Annotated in this window: 12 protein-coding genes; 5 read left to right on the top strand and 7 right to left on the bottom strand. The window is 42.5% G+C overall.

Annotated elements, in window-relative coordinates; all coding sequences use genetic code 11:
- Window positions 1-25: 25 nt before the first annotated feature.
- A complete protein-coding gene (galE, locus tag K0T93_RS03070) occupies window positions 26-1048 on the bottom strand; it encodes a UDP-glucose 4-epimerase GalE (protein ID WP_225721796.1) in 1023 nt (340 codons plus the stop codon).
- A gap of 1121 nt (window positions 1049-2169) precedes the next feature.
- On the opposite strand from galE, the gene K0T93_RS03065 reads away from it, so the two are divergent.
- The 5 genes from K0T93_RS03065 to K0T93_RS03045 all read left to right on the top strand — a co-directional run bounded on the left by K0T93_RS03065 (window position 2170) and on the right by K0T93_RS03045 (window position 9705).
- Window positions 2170-3552, top strand: coding sequence for a phosphomannomutase/phosphoglucomutase (locus tag K0T93_RS03065; protein ID WP_225721229.1), 1383 nt, complete (start codon window positions 2170-2172; stop codon window positions 3550-3552).
- Between the two features lie 150 nt (window positions 3553-3702).
- Window positions 3703-4701 (top strand): lipopolysaccharide heptosyltransferase I, encoded by a 999-nt coding sequence (gene waaC / locus K0T93_RS03060; protein ID WP_225721228.1) that lies wholly within the window; start codon window positions 3703-3705, stop codon window positions 4699-4701.
- Window positions 4702-4711: 10 nt separating this feature from the next.
- Complete coding sequence (locus tag K0T93_RS03055) at window positions 4712-5596, top strand: Kdo hydroxylase family protein (protein WP_225721227.1); 885 nt, start codon at window positions 4712-4714, stop codon at window positions 5594-5596.
- Window positions 5597-5616: 20 nt separating this feature from the next.
- Entirely contained in the window at window positions 5617-6933 is a 1317-nt protein-coding gene (waaA, locus tag K0T93_RS03050) for a lipid IV(A) 3-deoxy-D-manno-octulosonic acid transferase (protein WP_225721226.1), read from the top strand.
- 1929 nt (window positions 6934-8862) lie between these two features.
- The gene (locus tag K0T93_RS03045) at window positions 8863-9705 is read left to right on the top strand and encodes an undecaprenyl-diphosphate phosphatase (RefSeq protein ID WP_225721225.1); all 843 of its coding nucleotides are present in this window, start codon (window positions 8863-8865) and stop codon (window positions 9703-9705) included.
- On the opposite strand, the gene trmB is transcribed toward K0T93_RS03045, so the two are convergent.
- The 6 genes from trmB to K0T93_RS03010 form a co-directional block, all read right to left on the bottom strand.
- Entirely contained in the window at window positions 9706-10410 is a 705-nt protein-coding gene (gene trmB, locus K0T93_RS03040) for a tRNA (guanosine(46)-N7)-methyltransferase TrmB (RefSeq protein ID WP_225721224.1), read from the bottom strand.
- 1252 nt (window positions 10411-11662) lie between these two features.
- Window positions 11663-12226 (bottom strand): YggT family protein, encoded by a 564-nt coding sequence (locus tag K0T93_RS03035; protein WP_225721795.1) that lies wholly within the window; start codon window positions 12224-12226, stop codon window positions 11663-11665.
- Between the two features lie 3347 nt (window positions 12227-15573).
- A complete protein-coding gene (gene nusB / locus K0T93_RS03025) occupies window positions 15574-16008 on the bottom strand; it encodes a transcription antitermination factor NusB (RefSeq protein WP_225721223.1) in 435 nt (144 codons plus the stop codon).
- Complete coding sequence (ribH, locus tag K0T93_RS03020) at window positions 16005-16517, bottom strand: 6,7-dimethyl-8-ribityllumazine synthase (protein WP_225721222.1); 513 nt, start codon at window positions 16515-16517, stop codon at window positions 16005-16007. Before ribH ends, nusB begins: the two co-directional genes overlap by 4 nt.
- An 84-nt stretch (window positions 16518-16601) precedes the next feature.
- Window positions 16602-17753 (bottom strand): bifunctional 3,4-dihydroxy-2-butanone-4-phosphate synthase/GTP cyclohydrolase II, encoded by a 1152-nt coding sequence (gene ribBA, locus K0T93_RS03015; protein WP_225721221.1) that lies wholly within the window; start codon window positions 17751-17753, stop codon window positions 16602-16604.
- A 1596-nt stretch (window positions 17754-19349) separates the two neighbouring features.
- The gene (locus tag K0T93_RS03010) at window positions 19350-19979 is read right to left on the bottom strand and encodes a riboflavin synthase (protein WP_225721793.1); all 630 of its coding nucleotides are present in this window, start codon (window positions 19977-19979) and stop codon (window positions 19350-19352) included.
- Window position 19980: the final 1 nt, after the last annotated feature.

Genomic DNA, 19980 nt, shown 5'->3' with positions numbered 1-19980 from the left:
AATTTGAATAGATATTTCGTAGGGCTTAGGAATAGCCATTTGGGTTTTTTTCCTGCCAACGCCAATGATCTATACACATTCTTTCGATGCCATACGCTGAACGCCAACCTATTATTCGCTCGGCAGCTTCGGAATTAGCATAACAAACAGCAACGTCTCCGAAGCGTCGGTTAACGATCTCATACGGAACCTCGCGTTTGCTGGCTCGCGAAAAAGCGCTCACAACTTCTAGTACACTATACCCTTTTCCAGTGCCCAAGTTTACAGTAAAACTAATGCCTTGATTGAACAGGGTATCAAGTGCAGCAAGATGCCCCCGTGCAATGTCAACCACATGAATGTAATCGCGGACGCCAGTTCCGTCTGGCGTATCATAGTCTCCACCGAAGACCAAAAGGCGCGGTAACTTACCGACCGCCACCTGTGCGACAAACGGCATCAGGTTATTCGGGATGCCGTTTGGATCTTCACCAATTAACCCGCTTTTATGCGCACCGACCGGATTGAAATAGCGTAGCGTAGCGACTTTCCAGCTAGCATTAGCACACACCAAATCACGTAGAATCTGTTCGGCTATTATTTTCGTGTGTCCGTACGGATTAGTTGCAGATAACGGGAATGACTCGTTAATCGGCACGCTTTGTGGCTTTCCGTATACAGTAGCTGATGAACTAAACACGATATATTGTACGTTATACTCATTCATTACGCGCAGCAGCGCCAGCAGACTGTTTAAGTTGTTCGAATAGTACTCTAGTGGTTTTTTTGTCGATTCACTGACTGCTTTGAACGCCGCAATATGAATTGCCGCATGGATTGGGCATTGTTCAAACACTTTTCGAAGTGCCTGATCATCACAAGAATCAACTTGATAGAATCGAACTATCTTGCCAGTGATCTGCTCGACGCGCCGAATCGCGTCGACTTTGCTATTGACTAGGTTATCGACTACTAAAATATCATAGCCCGCGTTGAGCAATTCGACGCAGGTATGTGAGCCGATAAAGCCGGCACCGCCGGTAACTAGAATCATGCGTTGATTTGCCATCATTGTTATTCATATGCTTAATGCGTATAAAGCAGCACACGTTTAATGAGTTATAACATTGGATACATTATTAAATAATATGCTAAATTCTTGTTTAGTCTGAGCTACTCAGTAAAGAGTATCCAGTTCGAGTAGACAAACTTGAGTTCCGTAGTGTTGAAACGATCTATATGCGCCTCCTTGTAGAGCTAATGCTACGTTTGTTTAGTTCCTAAATTAATTTTATATCAGGTAGATTTGCATATCTATAGCCACACTTTAACCAAAAAACAAGTCTAGATTTTCTGTTGCATAGCATGCTACTCGATAGTTTCTTGCCTGCCTAACTGCATCTACACGGGGTATTGTAGCTGGATAGTGATCCAAGCAAAACTCCAGCATATATCGATTGGTTGACTTGGCAGGGTTAACGCGAAAAAGGTGATTCGTTTTCAGGCGAGGGGCCACTGCAGGTACGTGTGATGCTTACCTAGGTAGTTGACTTGCTTTACAAGAATGTTGGCAGAGCCACTCGCACTAGCAGTTAGACGTTGCTAGATTGAGCTAATGCCGCGGGCATGATTGTAATCAACTGTAGTTTGGCACAGGTATGTTTTGTAGCTATAGATTAGCCGTCTCTATCAGTACTCACGAGATAGCATTGTCATAGCTAAAATAGCTAGATTGTTCTAACGGTTAGATCTCAGCTAGGCTAGCCTACATCAGCACGAGCGCGAGCTCTCCGATGCCGTCAGCGTAGCGCGAATACACTGCAAAGAATTATGCCTAACCACCCCTTTCTACAATGCCCAATTATTGGGATTGAAAGCAGCAGCGCATACCGCAAGGCAGCGGTGCCAGTACGAGTAGCAATGGTGTATGCACGTTAACTGCTTACTAATTAATTCTGCGCCAAAACAGCAAGCAAGCCGATGATTATGATAGAAGTACTTATTGTAAAGCCACGCCACTCTGCAGGCTAAGCGAATACAGATTAGCGAGAATGTGGTCTATATTCGAATTACTATTAATTTACTCATTATACGCGGAATGTGGCGGAGCGGGAAAGTACGAATCCTAATCTAATGCGGACAGCCATCTTATCGATTTCGGCTATAACTCTACTAAATAAAATTTTACCTATGATTTCTAAATCGATTTTCAAGGCCTACGATATTCGGGGTATCATCGGTAAGACACTCGATAATAATATCGCTAGGCAGATTGGTCGCGCGTTCGGAAGCGAAATACGTGCGCAAGGTGCTAATGCGGTAATAATTGGTCGTGATGGGCGTTTGTCAAGTCCGCAATTATCTTCTGCTCTAGCAGATGGTCTATGCGCTACAGGTATAGATGTGATTGATATTGGCCTGGTGCCGACGCCCCTCGGCTATTTCGCAGCCAGTGTGTCACTCGCGGGGCGGTATGTAGATTCGTGCATTATCGTCACGGGTAGCCATAATCCCCCAGACTATAATGGTTTTAAGATGGTGTTACGCGGTGTTGCAATCTATGGTGAGCAAATTCAGGTATTATACAAGCGTATAGTCGATAGAGAGTTTGCTGCCGCTAGTGGAAGCTATAAAGAGTATAATATACTCGACGCCTACGTCGAGAGGGTCTTGTCTGACATCAAGTTAGCTCGCCCACTAAAACTCGTTATCGATGCAGGCAATGGCGCTGCAGGATTGCTTGCACCGAGATTATTTAGAGCGCTCGGATGCAAGTTGGTTGAACTCTTCTGTGACATAGATGGCAATTTTCCAAATCACCACCCAGATCCAGCCCATCCAGAAAATCTAAAAGATGTTATTCGTGCGCTAAAAGAGACGGATGCGGAGATTGGCTTTGCATTCGATGGAGACGGAGATCGGCTTGGTGTGGTAACTAAGGACGGTCAAATCATTTATCCGGATAGGCAGTTGATGTTATTCGCGCAGGATGTATTATCACGTAATCCAGGTGGGAAGATCATCTATGACGTGAAATGCACACGCAACCTAGCTCGATGGATACACGAGCAGGGTGGTGAGCCGGTGATGTGGAAAACCGGCCACTCTTTAGTAAAAGCGAAGTTACGCGAAACTGGCGCGCTTCTCGCTGGAGAAATGAGCGGCCACGTATTTTTCAAAGATCGCTGGTACGGTTTTGACGACGGTCTCTATACTGGTGCACGACTGCTAGAAATCCTATCGCGCGTAGCTGACCCCAGTCAGTTACTCAACAGCTTGCCGAATTCAGTCTCGACGCCTGAGTTGCAACTCAGACTCAATGAGGGTGAGAACTTTGATTTGATGGGCAAACTTCAAAAGTTTTCGACATTTTGTGGTGCTAACGAAGTCATTTCGATCGATGGCCTGCGCGTAGAATATTCGGACGGTTTTGGGCTTGCACGTGCATCTAATACTACACCCGCAGTTGTGATGCGTTTCGAAGCCGATAATAATGCGGCGCTTCAGCGAATCCAAAAAGACTTTCAGCGTGCAATCATTGAGCAGAAGCCTGGCATCGAGCTTCCGTTTTAAGAGAACTAGTTATACGCCTAGCTACTAATCTCAGAGATTGACTCTCTGCGGCATTTAGGTTAAATGCTATAGACTTACTAATCATACTACAACCTTCTATTTAGGAGGTAGTCAAGAGACTGCCGTAGTTTTCCTGACTTATTGATTCGCGTGCAAAAAATTCTGATCGTTCGATTGTCATCACTAGGTGATATTGTTCACAATATGCCATTGGTTGCCGATATCCATCGGCTTCATCCAGATGCGATTATTGACTGGTTAGTTGAAGAAAACTTCGTCGAATTTGTCAACCTTGTTCGAGGTGTGCGCAGTGTTATCCCATTTTCTTTACGTCGCTGGCGAAGGCAGCTGCTTTCGCCAGCGACGTGGCGTGAAGTGCGAAAATTCAGACGTTCATTATCAATCGAAGAATATGATCTAGTGATCGATTGCCATGGGTTAATCAAAAGCGCATGGGTTGCAAGCTGGGCTCGCGGCGAGCTTATCGGATTAAGTAATCGCACTGAGGGAGCTGGTTATGAGTGTCTGGTGCGATGGTTTTATCAGACGAAGGTATGGATTCAACCGCATACGCACGTCGTTGAGCGCTCCCGCCAATTAGCTGCCTGTGCGCTTGGTGATCCGCTGCCACGAGCCGATGAACAGAATATAGATTTCGGTATTGATCGGTGCCAAGCGGCTCGAGAACTGGCGCACACAGGGCTAAATTTACCAGTTCTATACGTGGTGTTCGTGCATGCGACCTCACGTGAGGACAAGCAATGGCCAGAGAGCTGCTGGATTGAGTTAGGTCAGTCGCTTATTCACCGCGGCATATCGATTATACTGCCCTGGGGCAGCACTGTTGAGCATGCGAAAAGCAAGCGCCTGGCACAGAAACTTGGTGTTGCTGCGCTCGTGCCACCACGCTTGTCGCTGCCAGCGGTTACGGGGTTGATTGATAGCGCAGCAGTGACTGTTGGCGTGGATACAGGACTAGTTCATATAGCTGCGGCGCTTAAGCGACCAACGATTGAGTTATATAATTTTGCAACGGCATGGCGCACTGGTGGATATTGGTCACCAAATATTGTTAACCTAGGAAAGGGGGGATCCCCACCAAACCTTGTTGAAGTTAAGAGTGTGCTAGCTGGCTTCGGATTGTTATAGCGATATTTTGATGAGAGCATCACAAATTATTGAGATTCATTTCGTAGATTGTCGGGGACAACACCGGTCCGTATCAGGTGAGACATGTCTAGCTGCAGTAGAGTCTGGAAAAGTGCTGTATTTTCCACGCTTAAAATTTATAATAGAAGACAGTGAACAAATTCTGCTGGATCCTAAAATAGCTGATCCTAACCGTAAAAATATTAGTCTGGAAGCCAATGCCGGTGCGTTACGTGGCATATCAGGTGATGCAGCTATACAGTCCGCTGTACGTATCTTATTGACGCGCTACCGACTTCATGCGCTCAAATTAGTCGGGCAACTTATTCCCGAATATAAAAGTAAGCTTCGGATCGCATCTAGTAGCTTACGATTGCATCGCGTAGAAACACGTAAAACATCATGGCATAAAGATGACAGCCGGTTGCACGTGGATACGTTTCCATCGCAGCCAAATTATGGTGAACGAATACTTCGTGTGTTTACAAACGTTAACGGATATGGCGAGCCCCGCGTGTGGCGAGTTGGCGAGCCATTCGAGGACGTCGCGCATCGGTTCTTCTCTCGTATCCCGAAACCAATTCCTGGGGTTGCATCGCTATTGAAGCTACTAAATATAACTAAGACTAAGCGTAGCAAGTATGATCATTTTATGCTACATATTCATGATGCGATGAAAGCGGATCTAGATTACCAGCGCAACGCACGGCAGCAGGCAGTGTGGTTTTTACCGGGTAGCGCCTGGATTTGCTTTTCAGACCAGATATCACATGCTGTGATGTCTGGTCAATTTATGCTTGAACAGACCTTTTTCTTGCCAGTACGCTCAATGGTACAGCCGCAGAGTTCCCCGTTAAGTATCCTAGAACGCCTTGCAGGTAGCACACTCGTCTGATTTATTAGACAGATAGACTGATGCTAAAAATTTTATATCGAATACTCTGGTATATAGCTGCTCCGCTAGCCGTACTACGTTTATTAGCACGTGCGCGGCATGAGCGAGGCTATATTCAGCATATTCCTGAACGATTCGGTTATCTAGCAAGCTACTCGGCACATAATAATGCCCCTTTGATTTGGATTCATGCAGTGTCGCTTGGAGAGACACGGGCAGCTCAACCTCTAGTGCAGGTGCTACTTGATAAGTGTTATAACGTGCAGGTGCTGCTTACGCATATGACACCGAGTGGGCGAGCACTCGGAGAGCAGCTATTTGGCTCACGTGTATTGCGATGCTATTTGCCCTATGATATGCGCGGGCCAGTTCGGCGGTTTCTTCGCGCGTGGCGCCCTGTATTAGGCATTATCATGGAAACTGAGGTATGGCCAACGCTAATTAATGAGTGTCGCTATGCAGGCGTGCCGTTAGTACTAACTAATGCAAGAATGTCAGAACGTTCATACCATCGCGCTTTACGTTTTGGAGCAGAAGTACGTCAAGTATTCGGTAGCTTCACGCATGTGCTCGCACAGAGCTCGGTTGATGCACAGCGTTTAGGCGCGCTTGGCGCACGTGATGTTACAGTGGTTGGAAATTTAAAGTTTGATATAAAGGCTCTGCCCGAATTAGCTAAGCTGGGCCGAGCTTGGAATATGGCAATTGGTCACCGGCCAGTGTGGATAGCAGGCAGTACGAGAGAGGGTGAAGAAGCTTTTGTATTAGATGCATACTACCAACTTGGTATTACTAATATCCTTCTGATAATAGTACCTAGACATCCTCAGCGCTTTGATGAGGTTGCCGAGCTAATCAAGCATAGGGGGCTGAAGTTAGCGCGTCGTTCAGAGTGGGCCTCTGCATCAACTATACAGAGCGTACATAAGACGACTACTATTGCGCCTCTTCCGGACGACGTACGGGTGCTGCTTGGTGATTCTATGGGGGAAATGCAAGCCTACTACGCTGCATCGGACGTAGCTTTTATAGGCGGAAGTTTGCTGCCATTCGGTGGACATAATCTGATTGAAGCCTGTGCCGTCGGTGTGCCGATTGTGATCGGACCACATACATTTAATTTTGAACAGGCAAGCATCGACGCGATAACTTCTGGCGCTGCACTACGGGTACGAGACTCAACTACGCTAGCGCGGGCTGTACGTATAGTTCTTACGGATCGCACACGCCGCGTAGCAATGGGAACTGCTGGTTCTGCATTCGCAGCACGGCACCGTGGCGCAATACATCACACGGTTGATATGCTAAGTGCGCTTCTGCCACCCATGAAGCCATGACTATGCCAGTCTTCTCAAGAAAATAGAAGCTAATGCTTTAAGTTACTTGCGTTTTCATCAATTTTATAAAAAATTCTCATAGTAATATTAATCGCATACATATTAAATTTTATAAAAATTACCCATGTAGTATGCTATTAATCTAATCAATAAACTTTTTACTAGTTACCCGCTATGTGCGGTAGCACCCCTTTCTTTTCAGATTGCTAATGCGATAGCTTTTATTATTAATCCTAAGTATAGGATCACATTAATTTAATTAAAAAATATTGCTTTTATAAGCAAATTAGAGCACATAATAGATTATTCACTCAAATTCTATTATTTTAGAGAATTAAACATAGCTAATTAAGAATAGCTGGATAATTAAAAATTAAATTTTAGGCGCTTTTTTGAGCTCAGAATCGTCCTGATAAGGGGAAAGAATAATTATAAAATTAATGTTTTTTAATTATTATTTATAGATAAAATATATCTATATACTAGTTATAGTATATAGATATATTTTAAATAATTTTTTATTATAAATCACACGCTAATTTACACATAAATATAGTATTGTCTGCAAGTATACTTATACTAAGATTATTTAAGATAGTTATCGAATAACCTCGACTAATTTTAGTAGAGGGCACGAATATTTTTTATTAGTATTTAATCTGTTAGTGATATTCTTTTATTATATTTTATTTCTACTTTTTTAGATAGTAGTATCGTAATTTTTTATAAAGTCTCGGTGATACTGCTGTAGTAATTTTAAGCTGTATATTAGGCAAAAGCGTGTTTGCTGGATGCTTGAGTTATGTCTATCTTGTAAGCCCCTTAATAGGCAGCTTCGTGCATTTTACCCCTAAAACAATAAACTTTAAATAATACGTTATCTATAACGGAGTTAGTTTAGTACTATTTAAAATCTGAATTTAAGTTCACCGAATAAGTCTACTAGTATAAGGCTAGGATAAATGAAATAATAAAAATATTTTGTCATAGGTTGCATTCTATAAAGATGTAATACTCAGTAGTGTTTCTGGCTATATTAGGTCCTAGGTATTAGGACGAACACCCGGAATCTTAGTGATTAAGACAATCGATGGCTTTCGTTTTTTATTACTTTAAAAGCGATAAGTCTCTATTTAAGATGGCGTGTTGTAATAATATGTACCCCCTCTTTATTAGAGGGCATGGTATAAACATAATGTACTTTTGATAGAGACATTTAGAGATTAGTATAGGTTAATCTCTAGATTCGGAAAGATGGATGAACGTTGCTATAACTACGTTGTAATACTGTCAAAGTTCCTGAGATTTTAAGCTTCGTATTCGCATTACGATCGCCTGATAACAAAATGCAGATAATCTATCGTTATGCCAGTATTTTTTATTAGGGGGAATATATTTAATGCTACTGAGTTGAGCTGTCGATACCTATCGAAGATGCGAATAACGCGCATATATTACATACCTTTGTAAAGAGGTGAGACAAACATGGAGAGAATCCCGCGGATTAGACGTTACTTATTATCGACACGAGCAATTCTTACGTGCATATGAGTATCGTTATACTAATAAATACCACTGCAGTTCATTTTTTTAAAGAGGAAGATAGTAGTTTAGTGTAGAGAGCCTGTCTTCTAATCCAACATACTTTTTCGCTGCAGCGTACTACGCAGCTTGTGTGTTAAGGCACGAGCGCTGTACATACAATATTCTTCTGGCACAGTAATAGCCTTAGCCCTGCTATAAGCGAAGTATTCATTCACAATTCAATTTCACATATTTCAGTCTAGACAACTAGAATTTTTTGGACAGAAATATAAACGTTTTAGAGATTGAAACCTATATACTGAGATGAAGTATAGAGATTGTTGAGAAATAGTAAAGCTGGGTGCTACCGCTTGTGTTTAGGTTGCCTTTTCAAGGAATGCTTAGATGAATCCACTTTTGTTGCTTAAAGCGTTAATGCTTGGCTTGGTGGAGGGCCTGACTGAATTCCTTCCTATATCCAGTACAGGACATTTGATCCTAATAGGCACACTAATTAATTTCACTAGTGATAGCAGTAAGGTTTTCTATATTTCGATCCAGCTTGGTTCTATTTTTGCGGTATGCTGGGAATATCGAAAGCGTATTAGCCAAGTTTTTCATGGGTTAGCTACCGAGCAGCTAACCCGGTATTTTATTATTAATATAATGGTTGCTTCTCTGCCCGCCGCTGTTATAGGATTACTGTTCGAGAAGCCTATTAAAGCGCTGCTATTTTCGCCGGTTTCAGTGGCAATTATGCTAATCGTAGGTGGCATTATTCTGCTGTGGGTAGAGGCAGCATATCATTGTTGCGATAGCGATATGCATGGTGCCCGGGTACAATCGATCTATGAACTAACCATCATCGATGCATTAAAAATAGGTCTCGTTCAATGCTTTTCACTAATCCCTGGCACGTCACGCTCTGGAGCTGCGATTGTTGGGGGATTGCTTACGGGTTTAGATCGGCGTGTTGCGACCGAATTCTCTTTTTTACTCGCTATTCCATTAATCTTTGGCGCTACCCTATGCGAATATACTAAAGTATATGATGTGCTAAGTGCATTAGATACTAGGTTATTTGCAGTTGGATTCATGACTGCATTCGCCAGCGCATTCGTATCTGTGCGTTGGCTGCTATACTATATTTCGACGCACAGCCTTACTTTGTTTGCATGGTATCGCATTAGTTTTGGTTTACTGGTGCTAGTTGTAAGTTCTTTAGAAATACTCGGGTTTAATCGCTAACTAGGATGTTATACGTTTTATGAACAGAAAATCCCATACACCATGACCAAGACAAAGTCCGCGCCGCTCAAATTTTGTCATCGGACGATAGGCCGGGCGTGGTATATAACTATTTGCTTGCTTCGCGACATTGACGAGCGTCGGTTCCATGTATAGCACATTGAGCATGTGCTCTGCGTAGTTTTGCCAATCCGTTGCTAGATGCAAGTAGCCACCAAAACGAAGGCGGGATGCAAGTAGCTTAACGAATGGCAATTGTATTAAACGACGTTTATAGTGACGCGCTTTGTGCCATGGGTCGGGGAAAAAGATATGTGCACCGTCTACGCTATCTTTAGTGAGCATATGATCAATAACCTCAACAGCATCATGTTGAATAATGCGTATATTGCTTAATTGTTTTTCTTCAATTAACTTTAGAAGTCTTACTATACCTGGCTCATACACCTCAATACCGAGAAAGTTATCACCTAGACGCTGTTCGGCGATATCGACAGTTGTTGTACCTATGCCAAAGCCAATCTCGAGAATGAGTGGCGCTTCGCGACCAAAAATTACCCTATGGTCAAGCTGCGCATCGGTGTAGGGTAGTTTAAATTTCGGGCCTAGCTCGTCTAGTGCCCGACGCTGGGCGTTAGATAAACTTCTCGCTCGAGTTACAAAGCTTCGAATATGAGGTGGGGTTACATAGGTGGGGTGGGTCATACTGTAGTATTCGTTTAGGCTTCAGTGTTGGCACATTTGCCCGAATTCAACGATCCGCTACATAATAATCTACGGCGGGTAAACTGTGGTTCGTTTAGAGGTTGAACGACATTATTATCTTTGAGTCTCCGATAGAACTAGATATCTAGCCCCAGTTATTCTGATAGAAGCGAAACTCCTCTAAAAATAGAGTTTCTTATTTAGATTGACTCTTTTTTAACCGAACAGTTTTATTTATTTTAGATAACTAGTTTATCATGATATAAGCCGCTTATTCTGAGGCGTAATAGAAACAGATAACACCAGCTAATTTAATCCACATAGTAATCTGATGGCATGCAAATAACCCTGCATAAGACTGACTATGTTGCGGTTAGTGTACCGTATTTTAGACGAAGTCATGTAGCTTGTAGTACGTAAAGCACCTAAGACTATCCTAGTCATATACAAGAGAGAGCTGTTTCTGATTTTCAATCTCTCTCTTCTTAGATAATATATAAATAACAATCTGAGAAGTGGTTTTTCCGAAGCAGTATAGGTCTGCATCTAAAGTATAGATTACAGTATGCTGATATATTGAGAAGTCGATGGAAGTCAAACCCACGTTTTCAGTTTAGGAAGTTAAAATAAAAGCTTTATACGGCGCCTACAAAAACCTAAATTCAATAGAGTTTTTTCAGTGTAGAAGCGCGAGTAACAGCACATGCTGCATGCTCCGAGTTTATAGGATGTTACATGCTCTTTTATTGATGATTAAGCCTCTTCTTAGCTAGGTACATATTACAGCTAAGTACATATTACATATATATAAGTAATGGAAATTTAGAAAATCTCATAGAGCTTAAACAGTCTACTGAGACTAGCAGAGTAAACATCGAGGCGCAAGTGATGTAGTGATTAACTAATTATAGAACTCGTCTTTCAATAAAAGATTAATTTGCGAAAGCAATAACCCACAAAATAGTTGATAAGAATCTAGATTAAAGTTTTTCACAAACGCAGAGATACGAAGCAGTTATCTTTCTTGCGAAGCTATTCTAGGTATTTCACTAACTAGAATGTTTTATATTTATCCGTATTGCATAATACAGTATCAAGCTCAGCCTCCATATAGGCTAGATGGTTAAGCATACCGATAACATGCATACTACTAAGGTAGTGCGCAGAGCACGGCTAAACGATTTATATCATGTATTTATATAACACAAGCCAAAAGCGTCAATGTCACGCTAGAGCCACTAGCACGAAATACTTAGAGTCCAAATATTGTTACCGACATCGTAATATGTGTGACTATTATTAATAATATCTCGACAATTGTAAGCAGTATCAACGGAGACAGGTCGATCCCGCCTAGCGGGGGTACTATACGGCGCAGCGGGTTCAATAATGGAGCAGTCAATTTCATAAGGATCTCTGCTCCTAGGGAGCGCAGGTTAAACCACGAGATCAGTACCATAATTAGCGTCAACCAAATTGACAGATTTAACGCCCACTTAATCATCGTCAATATCGCGATTATAAATCCGGCAGGTAAAAGCGAGCCGAGGCTACCACCAGAGACAGCTACCATTAGAATGATAAATATAATCGCGGCGAGCCAGGTAGCGAATAGACTCGTCCAGTCGATGGAACGTGAGGCTGGAATTATTCGGCGTAACGGTAGAACTAACCAGTTGGTAGCCTGTAAAATGGCTTCCATAAGTGGATTGTCGGGCGCTATTCTAGCTATAAAAAGCCACGCACGCAGCAGCAGAGCAGCGCCGAATAACGTGAAAATCGTATTTAGTAAAAAACGAGCAATATCTCCGAACATTTTATTTTCCATGAGATTAACACAGCCGATGAGTTGGAAGATAGCAACAAGCAGTGTTAGGAACGACAGTATCCGGCCGGTAGCTGTACCACGTATCCTCCAGTAACTGGTGTATCTATGCCATGATGCAGAAGTTGCCTGAATCATAGTCTCAATTTCAAGACAGGTTTCACCGGCAAATATTAGTAAGCCAGTTCTATACTCTAAGCTCAAACTCTGTAAGAACGCTTGAGTATAGGTAGGTGAGATGACCTTCGTGTAGAGTTCTTATCTAAGCTAATATACTTCTGCACTCGTGACTTTTTTATGGTAGCGCTACCAGGAAACTCATGCTGACATGCTAGAGCATTCGCGTATCAGATTTAATAGTAGGTACGCCAGTCTGAGTAAAATAATAGATACAGCAGACAGAAGATACCTGTCAAGCCCCTAAGCTATAGTCCTCATCTAACGCAGTAGCATAGAAAAGTAGTTAGTCTTTCGGACGCATTATTTAAATATCGTCACAAAGATCAGCGGGATAGTCTAGAAATATATTTCAGATCCCACACGATTTAGCTTCATTTCCATTTTTTTGGTATATCGATCGGACCTGTATGCGCAGAAATTCATACTACGTTAATAACTTAACTTCCGTAGGGAGCTAAGTGTATTGTCTAGCAATGCTAAAATCAATGATTAATTAAAATAGAAAAATCTTAATTTATACATACGCTACGATTACAATACATTTAATAATTAGCTTATAATGCTTTGTATTAAACTCTACAGTACTGCATCCGCGTGTTTTCTCTTCCTGCTACTCTCCTATCTCTATCTTGACACTTGCTATCTCTTAGAGCAGGTTATCTGCATGCTTTTATTGAGAAAAAATAGCCTGACACCGCGCGCGCGATCCCAGAATTTAGGTATGAGCTAATATTCACTATACAAAGCAGGTAGATTAACATCGCACACCCGACAGGCTAGTGTGCAGTAGATACCTAGAAAGTACCTCGGGATGTTACAGGCTACGACGTATATTCGGATAAGTCCAGCGCACAGATCACAACGACAACACTTAGAAGAAACAAAGCATTCTCAGATAACAGGGCCGTCACCTATAAAGTGGGGCAGTATAAAAGTTAAGATAGACTAAACTGCTATCAGTAGCACCTATAATCAATCTATCCTATTAGATATCTACCTATGAAAACAATGGGTATTATGCTTGGTTTGTTCTTTATTATATCTAAGTTTTGGGGTGTTAGATAGGTAACATATGGCTTTTTAACACTATTAATAGCATTTTCTTAACTTCACTGAATCCTGATATTAAACTAGTGAGTTTTATAAACCTAATGTAAACCTTATTATAATTTTAGCAATTAAGCTGAGCTGTCCGGAGATATTTTCGGGCAAGACTCGCAGTGCGATTTTATAAGGATGCTTACAGCTGTTAAGCGTAACTTTTATGACAGATATTAACAGCAGCAGTACACCAATCCTTCGATTGCTATCGGTGTTAGACTGGACCAGTATGTCTTCCTAATAGGAGGAGATTGCCTATCATAATATTCCCTGGTGTCACGCTTACTACCCTAGACTGTTTCCGCTCCCAGTACATCGATGCGCTCCTGTATGGCTGGGTCCATTACAATTGCATAGCCTCATTCACGAGAAGTTTATCCGGGCCACTTATTTATCGTATCAATTCTTATCTTATAACCTAGTCCTGCCACTAGTAGTGCAAAATAAAGATAGTTAATTAGTCTATTATTAATTAATAGTATGTTACGGGCTGGATCTGCACATGTCGTTAGGGTCTGAAATTGTCTTTCAAGTTGCGTATATTTATGTCATTATCTACCATGATAATGGATTTTGTATACGTAAATTACTGAAAAGTTCCAGATGCTAAACACTACACGCTTAGCGTGGCTAGTAATTTTTTGTTGTCTGCACGACAGTTATTCTATAGCTGCACTCCTACCAGAGGTAGATAGAAATTAGTGATTTCTAGAAACTGTTTTTGCAGCAGGGGAACGAATACCTTATTTAGAGCAACTCCTAGAACAGCTGATTTGTCTGATAGCCTTTCAGTATATGTTGAATAGTAAATCGCGGCACGACATATCGTAATGCATTCAACAGTAAATACTAGAAACTACCCCCGCTCTTTGTAATAACTGGTATGACGTCATGCGGACCTTCTAATACGTACTCATAGCAGCTTGTTTCGGTTGATATAAGCGCGCCGTGACGTCGAAGTGCCCGGCTATGCTAAGACCTTTGTGCTTTGCTTATCGGAATAAATAGATCCCTCTAATATAATTTCTACGCAGGCTAGCACCTGTAAATATGCTAATCCAGGTGTCAAACATTTAGCTAGCTTAGTTTTTCCGCCACGCGGTAGGCTAGAAAATTGATATGTTGATAATGATAGGGAGCTGGCATAACAGCACCGAGAATCGTTGCTGGATCAGAGCTAAGCTAAGCATAACAGAGATTAAATAAGGCTGCCGGAAGGAGCTAGTGCGCATTTTCGGAAGCCCAGTGTACTACCGAGATGTATGAGCCAGCGCATTATAAGCTTGTTGTGCCAGATCACTTGTTATCGATAGATGCTGAGGTTCTAACGCGGCTTATTTCGGCCACTCATGACAGCGAGGCCTTAGGTGATTAGAGGTGATTGTCCTATGGCCAGTAGGTTTCAATGGGCAGCTGCGCTAGGTCGATATTGCTAACTTCAATTACCTTGATAAAGCGGGGCGTAACTGTACGGGGTGCCATATCTCAGACGGCCTTAGCCTAAAAAATCAGATGTGTCACATCCTTAAGATTTTAAGTAGCTCCGGCTTTTGAGGGATGTTAATAGGTGATTGCTATCGAACAGTGATGTTAAGGCTGCGTCATCCGCATTGACCCCTATACCTAGCCGAACACGGCACGACCTATCGTGCTAAATAAATTTCCAGGCATCGGGATTCTATGCCCAACTGGACTCTTAAGCAGTAGCGTGCTCCGACCATATTAAGCGCACGGGGTTGCGTAGCTCGGTCATTGGCGGCTCTCTTAATGCTTTAATCTGGTTTGAAAGGTTACAAAGATTTTTATAAATTATCGTAATATACAAACTTTTGCCAGCTTATGACGAGCATAAGAGCTAATATTTTTTCTTGTACGCGCATGCCCTGATTTTCGGGGTCCGTAGACCGTTACTTAATAACTAATATATGCATTTCCATTAGATTTTAGTATTGATAGTTTGTAAGACTCCTCTAAAAACATTCAATGCTGCCATTTATGAGACTCTTGTCACTAAAAGTAGTGTATCGCTTAATATTGCTGGATATGGCACCGCACGTTTAAGTGCAAGCTTTAACTTCGTTATGGCGCACGGTGACTGCAATTTTGTCTAGGACGCCGTTTACATATTTATAACCGTCGTCACTGCCAAATGTTTTAGCCAATTCTACGGCTTCATTGATCACAACCCGGTACGGGATTTCGAGATGATACTGAAATTCGTATACTGCTATTAGTAGCACTGCTTGTTCAACCGGAGATAGCTGTTTGAACGGGCGATCCAGGAACAGTATAAGTGCTTTAGTTAGCGTTTTGGTTTGCTTAATCACACCATGTAGCAACGCATTAAAATGATCAAAGTCCGCTTTATTAAAGCCGGGTTGCTCACGCATGGAGGCATTAATTTCACTCTCTGCTGAACCTGACAACAACCACTGATACACACCTTGTGTAGCCAACTCGCGCGAGCGGCGACGAGCATTCCGCGTTGTCATATTTGACCCTCTGCTATTATCTCGTTTTCCTCGTTTCCATCCTGATTAAGATGATCAAGAGCGGATGATAGATTTCCCATTTCTACCGCAACACGTGCTGCACTACGGCCCTTCTCGTTTACTCGTACGAGTGCTTGCTCGTCATTCTCGGCAGTTAAGACTGCATTTGCGATTGGTAGACCAAAGTCCAGTGCAATTCGACTAATGCATGAGCTACTCTCATTAGATACAAGTTCGAAATGATAAGTTTCACCGCGAATCACTGCGCCAAGAGCAATCAGTGCGTCGAACTGACCAGTCTCAGCAAGCTTTTGTAGTGCAAGTGGAATCTCTAGTGCACCGGGCACTGTGACAAGTAGGACATCTTCGCCTGTGACGCCAAGATGCTCGAGTTCTGCAAGGCAGATGTCGATCAGCCCATTACAAATGGTCTTGTTAAAGCGAGATTGGACGATGCCGATACGTAGTCCATTACCATCGTGATTCGGTTTATATTGTCCAATTTCCATAAATGCTCCATTAATGCGTTTAGTAAAGCGATCCGCTAGTCGGCGGGTAAAGATCCAGAATAGAGGGATATCATATGTATTGCTTTATTTATATGAGTTAGTTCCGCTGCCCAAGAATCCGTGTTCAGCTGTTAGCATAGGCTCAAAACCAGTTATCTCAAGACCATATCTCGACATGCCACCTATATGGTGTGGGTTCGACAACAGCCGAATTTTTCCAACATGTAATTCATGCAAAATTTGCGCACCGACACTGTACGTCTTAAAGTCAAGTGGGCGGCACTTGAGTACAGTTCCATTATTTTTATGCTCGAATGTTTCAAACTTGCTCAGCAACCGCTCGCCGGACTCGTGAACGTTTAGTAATACTACAACTCCTATTTCACGCTGAGCAATTTCACGCAGCGCTGCATCTAATGTCCAGGAGTGTGTGTTTATACCTGTTTCAATCAGGTCTAGGATGGATAGGGGCTCATGTATGCGTACTAGTGTCTCGACTTCGGGTGACGGTTTACCACGTACTAGCGCTAGATGCGGTGCGCCGTTTGACTTATCGTGGAACAGCACTACATTGAATAGTCCGTGCGCAGTATGCATCGTGCGCTGTGTTACGCGATCGATGATCGATTCGGTACGACTTCGGTACTCAATCAGGTCTGCAATCGTACCGACCTTTAATCCATGCTGTGCAGCAAACCCAATGAGGTCATTCCATCGTGCCATCGTGCCATCATCTTTGATTATTTCGCAGATCACTGACGCCGGCGTGAGTCCGGCTAGCTCTGTGAGGTCGCAACCTGCCTCGGTATGTCCGGCGCGAAAAAGAACCCCGCCAGGCTGCGCCATAATCGGAAACACGTGCCCAGGTTGAACGATATCCTCGGCTCGGGCATCACGTGCGACGGCCGCCTGGACCGTACGAGCACGGTCAGCGGCAGAAATGCCAGTAGTTACACCTTCCGCGGCTTCTATACTAACCGTGAATGCTGTGCCGTATCGCGTACCATTTCGATACGTCATTAGCGGCAAATTCAATCTGCGGCAGCGTTCTTGCGTTAGCGTTAAGCAGATCAAACCGCGACCATAACGAGCCATGAAGTTGATTGCTGCTGGCGTAACAAAATCAGCGGCCAGCACTAAGTCGCCCTCGTTCTCGCGGTCTTCTTCATCAAAAAGGATGACCATTCTACCGGCCTTGAGTTCGGTAATGATCTCTTGCGTGGAAGCGAGTGTCATGATGGGCAATGATGGCACAATAATAAAACTACTATTTTACGTCAGCCTGGTCTCAAGGGTTAATTTCTTGCCGGTGATGCACCGATTTTATGTTAGTTTGTGCTCGTACATTGGTATAAAACTCATAGAGTTCCACGAGGATTGGTAACGTCACCCAGCGCTGGGATACATATTGTACAGAACAGGCGCAAATGATGGTGGAGAGGTGTAGATATAATCTCTTATATTGTTTTTTGAATATTCTATCCACGCGGATTATGATTGCGATTCTAGTGTGAATATGCGTTTATACAGACCATCCTTAAAAAGGTATTGGTGTGGCTAGCGCATATAGGATTTTTTTTCTAACGTAATTTAGTGGAGCTTCTGAGTCAGAATAAGGCAAGAATGATTAGTGACTCAAAAACCTACTAGATAGCTATCCAGTAGTAGAAAACCAGCTGCAAGATCAGCTTATATAACAATTAGCAAAGATTAGTGCTGTAAAATCGGATGAGATGTCAAATATTTAATCTAGGCGTATCTAGTTATCAGACTATAGTCGTTTTCAGCGATCGATTAGCCAAGAAGCTAAAAACACGATATTTCCTGAGTTGGTATGATTGGGAGCAACAACTTGCTAATAAAGCAAACACGTTAGACAACAGAAGCGGCGCACGTTTTAAAATCCTAAATAAGTTTAAAATATAAACATCTTAATTATTCTACTAAAAATTAGTCGGAGTTCAGCAATAATTTTGTACTAGCGCTACGCTAAAAATAGCGAGAACACGTTTTTACCAGAATTCATCTCTATGAATTTAGTGCCCCGATAAGCGCGGTGAGCGATAAAAGCTCACAAGCATGGATGATATTAAGAATATAAAGTAGCTGATGCACAGTCTGAAATGCTGTTATATAATATTTTTATAGAAAAACGTCGATAGACGCTAACCGTATGTTAAGTAGTTAGCATTTTAACTAGTTCTCGTATCCCGGAAGATGCGATGTCTGTTCTTCTAGCTCAACTTGCAGGAGCCGTCAATCAAACGCTAATGCTAATCGCTAGATATCGAGGAGATCAGTTACAACGCACATAAATAATACGAAAGTCTATTTTACTAGACATGCTAATAAATTAAGTATGTGTGTTGTATCATTGAAAGAAATACCAAATCAGAGTATGATATCAGCCTACAGGATTCTTCTTTCAGGGTCTGACAAACCTGAGTCTATTTTGTGCTGCGCTTTTTGCAAAATGCATATTCAAATATGAATTAAACGCATATCCGCGGGGATAGATAGAGCGCTAAGTATAAAGATTAGAAGCCGTCTATTGCATCTTGAATCACCTTAAAATAATACTCACTATTAAACGGTAAATATTTACTTAATTCTAAGTTGTATGCGACATATATGTAACGTCTTGAGCCTGTCAGGCTAAGAAGCGACTCATAGAGTGAACCTATATAATGTAACCGTAGAGCAGCACAGTAATATAGAATAGGGCACCAGCTCCTATTACGACTCGAAGCTATTCAGTAATCTTATTATCTTTTGGGGCGGTTTTAGTATACTGCCCATAAATTTTATAAATTCTTAAATAGTAGATTTACTTCATGATTTATAGCGGTCCCAATATGCACTAAGCATCCGCTCAACATAACGCGCGATAATATCAACTTCGATATTAAGTTTATCACCTACCCGTAAATGCCGCAGTGTAGTCATCTCTATCGTATACGGGATTAGGTTAATTGAGAATTCGCATCCATCGATCCGATCTTGTATAGAATTAACTGTTAAGCTAACACCATTGAGTGTGACCGACCCCTTGCTTGCGAAATATTTCGCAAGCAAGGGGGGGGCGATGATGCGTAATTCATGCGATTCGCCTATCGGATCGAAACGACTAACTTGCCCCAGACCATCGATATGCCCACTCACTACATGGCCGCTCAAACGCTTATCCGCACGCAGTGCTTTTTCTAAGTTCACTTCGCCCGGCTGGGTGAGCCCGGCCGCGCAGTTCAGTGTTTCTCGCGAGACGTTGACATCGAACTGGGTTTCTCTTTTTTCGACGACTGTCAAGCAAGCACCTTGCACTGCAATGCTATCACCTAAACCAACATCAGATAGATCAAGCATGTCAGCGGCGATGGACAGACGCAAACCCTCTTCAATAGAAGAGCCTATTGGAGTGACTAATTCAATCCAGCCTATCGTTGTAACAATGCCCGTGAACATA

It is taken from the genome of Candidatus Vallotiella sp. (ex Adelges kitamiensis), from assembly GCF_020342435.1.
Lineage (GTDB): Bacteria > Pseudomonadota > Gammaproteobacteria > Burkholderiales > Burkholderiaceae > Mycetohabitans.
The sequence above is the reverse complement of the archived record's forward strand: the minus strand, read 5'-3'. Positions and strand labels throughout refer to the sequence as shown.

Bases quoted from the DNA above. Each gene is read 5' to 3' on its own strand.
- galE (WP_225721796.1), bottom strand. From the start codon at position 1,048: ATGGCAAATCAACGCATGATTCTAGTTACCGGCGGTGCCGGCTTTATC.
- ribBA (WP_225721221.1), bottom strand. From the start codon at position 17,753: ATGACACTCGCTTCCACGCAAGAGATCATTACCGAACTCAAGGCCGGT.
- K0T93_RS03065 (WP_225721229.1), top strand. From the start codon at position 2,170: ATGATTTCTAAATCGATTTTCAAGGCCTACGATATTCGGGGTATCATC.
- nusB (WP_225721223.1), bottom strand. From the start codon at position 16,008: ATGACAACGCGGAATGCTCGTCGCCGCTCGCGCGAGTTGGCTACACAA.
- waaA (WP_225721226.1), top strand. From the start codon at position 5,617: ATGCTAAAAATTTTATATCGAATACTCTGGTATATAGCTGCTCCGCTA.
- ribH (WP_225721222.1), bottom strand. From the start codon at position 16,517: ATGGAAATTGGACAATATAAACCGAATCACGATGGTAATGGACTACGT.
- trmB (WP_225721224.1), bottom strand. From the start codon at position 10,410: ATGACCCACCCCACCTATGTAACCCCACCTCATATTCGAAGCTTTGTA.
- K0T93_RS03045 (WP_225721225.1), top strand. From the start codon at position 8,863: ATGAATCCACTTTTGTTGCTTAAAGCGTTAATGCTTGGCTTGGTGGAG.
- K0T93_RS03035 (WP_225721795.1), bottom strand. From the start codon at position 12,226: ATGTTCGGAGATATTGCTCGTTTTTTACTAAATACGATTTTCACGTTA.
- K0T93_RS03010 (WP_225721793.1), bottom strand. From the start codon at position 19,979: ATGTTCACGGGCATTGTTACAACGATAGGCTGGATTGAATTAGTCACT.
- K0T93_RS03055 (WP_225721227.1), top strand. From the start codon at position 4,712: ATGAGAGCATCACAAATTATTGAGATTCATTTCGTAGATTGTCGGGGA.